Source organism: Roseomonas aerilata DSM 19363 (genome assembly GCF_000711725.1).
Lineage (GTDB): Bacteria > Pseudomonadota > Alphaproteobacteria > Acetobacterales > Acetobacteraceae > Roseomonas > Roseomonas aerilata.
The window spans coordinates 1-1,888 of sequence record NZ_JONP01000133.1; the positions used below are offsets into that span (position 1 = coordinate 1).

At 62.7% G+C, this 1,888-nt stretch carries 2 protein-coding genes and 1 pseudogene; 2 read left to right on the forward strand and 1 reads right to left on the reverse strand.

Going from position 1 to position 1,888, the window contains the following annotated elements; all coding sequences use genetic code 11:
- A pseudogene (locus BO39_RS32305) lies at positions 1 to 483 on the forward strand (integrase core domain-containing protein); the annotation flags it as partial.
- Here BO39_RS32305 and BO39_RS35565 read toward each other — a convergent pair.
- Positions 419 to 610: a hypothetical protein gene (locus BO39_RS35565; protein ID WP_043840416.1), complete on the reverse strand. Its 192-nt coding sequence runs from the start codon at positions 608 to 610 to the stop codon at positions 419 to 421. The pseudogene BO39_RS32305 and the gene BO39_RS35565 sit on opposite strands and share 65 nt — an antisense overlap.
- A 351-nt stretch (positions 611 to 961) precedes the next feature.
- Between BO39_RS35565 and BO39_RS33880 the strand changes: the two genes are divergently transcribed.
- Positions 962 to 1,375 carry an NYN domain-containing protein gene (locus tag BO39_RS33880; RefSeq protein WP_043840417.1) on the forward strand — a complete coding sequence of 138 codons (414 nt, stop codon included), beginning with the start codon at positions 962 to 964 and terminating at the stop codon, positions 1,373 to 1,375.
- The last annotated feature ends 513 nt before the right edge of the window (positions 1,376 to 1,888 follow it).

Genomic DNA, 1,888 nt, shown 5'->3' on the forward strand with positions numbered 1-1,888 from the left:
ACTTCCTGCGCGCCCTCGCCGCGGTCGTTCCCTACAGGATCCACACCGTGCTCACCGACAACGGCACGCACTTCACCGAGCCTGGCGGCAATGGCTGGATGCTTGAGGACATCCGGCAATGCTGGCCCAGAACAAGCCGTTCCTCTGCCACGCCTTCGAGTTCGTCTGCGCCGAGCTCAACGTCGAGCACAGACTGACCAAGCCGCGGCACCCGTGGACGAATGGCCAGTTCGTGCGCATGAACCGCACCATCAGAGACGCCACTGTTAGGCGCCTCCATTACGAAAACCACGACAGGCACGTCAGCACCTCGCCAACATCATCGCGGCCTACACTTTGCCCATCGCCTGAAGACCCTCCGCGGCCTCACGCCCTACGAGGCCATCTGCAAAGGCCTGGACGGAGGAGCCATCCAGGTTCATCCATCACCCGTACCACCAAATCCTGGGCGAAATACCAACCGGTCTTCAAAGCGCACCGTGAGCTCGCTCTCCTCCATGTCGAGCCCAGAGATCACGCCGAGGTCGCCGTTGTACACCTCGCGGTCGTAGTCGTTGGTCACCTGCATGACCTTTTCGCCGGGGCAGAAGGTCCAGCCGAAGCGCTCCACCCGGAGCTGCCGGGTGGGCTTAGGGGGTTCTGCAGCTTGCCCGACGGTGGTGCTGACAATAACGCCGGTGCTGGTGCAGATCGCCCCCGCGCAAACCAAACGGCTGCAAACAGAGCTGCCAGTTTGAGCGAGTGACCGCGCACCATAGCTCGGCCAAGGGATTGGTAACCGGGTGGTGCCGTAGCTCGCCGGTATCGCTACAACTACTTCGGTTGGCACCGTGCGGTGGTGTGCATAGGCTTCAAAGGGAAGGCGCTGCTGTGTCGGCGCTGGCTTAGTTCGACGTGCGGCCTGCCGGGGCCACCCCACGTTCAACTCTGACCATCGAACAAGTAGGAGGAGACGAAGCTCATGCCCTTCCTCGGCAAACCAGAGCGTTCTGTGCGCGAGCTCTATCAGGACGACCCCGAGAGGTCTGACGCGCTGGTCTGGGGCCGCCGAGGGGCGCTTAAGGGCGCCGCCCTCGGCGCGATGGGTGCTGCGCTCGGCGTTACCATCCCCTTCGCCGCCCGCTTGCCGGGTGGATTGTTACCCGTCGCGCTTGCTCAACCGACCTCCGCGGGAGGCGGGCCCCGCATGATGCAGCGTGACCGCATCACGTTGGCGGCGGGCGACGGCGACTACGAACGGATCGTGAAGCAGCTCGTCGCGGACGGGTTCGTGGCCACGGTGCTGTACTGGGCCCATGCCAGCCGGGAGCTGCGTGAGGCCGCTACAGCCTTCTACGCGCTCGATCCCTGCTTCGCCGACTTGGCTTTGCACTGATTGCTAAAGCCTGGAGACCTGCGGTACCTGCGAGGGCAGACAGCCCAGGCATTAACGCTTCCGAAGCATCTGTCTAAATCTTGTTCGAAAGACTCAATAAAAATGTTGTCGTACTGATCTTACTGCCGCCATGGAGGCTCTGTGGCTTGCGGTTGAGCCGGATAGGGCACATCATCGAACCAAGGGTCCGGAAGCGCGTCCTTGACCTGATTAAGAGCCTTGCTCCGGCCGAGTGAGGAGTGGGATTGAAGTTGACCTGCTTCCCTAGACGGATTTCTGGATAGGGATGATCTGTCTCCCGCTCCGCGGAGCGCCTTGAGACAGCTGACGTGAAGTTGCAGCATCGTAGCGCGTCCCCTGCCTCGCCAGTCGGCGTTAAGCAGCTGCCCCAGGTCTCAGGCAGCGTGAGGCTTGCGGTCCTTCGCCTCTGCCTCCGAGCGCTCCTTCCAGAAGGTCATGTCCGCCTCCTTGCTGAACATCACCCGAACGCCGGTGGCGCCCTTGCTCATCCGG

What these genes read in the sequence shown, in the direction of transcription:
- BO39_RS33880 (WP_043840417.1), top strand. Translation starts at nt 962, where the DNA reads ATGCCCTTCCTCGGCAAACCAGAGCGTTCTGTGCGCGAGCTCTATCAG.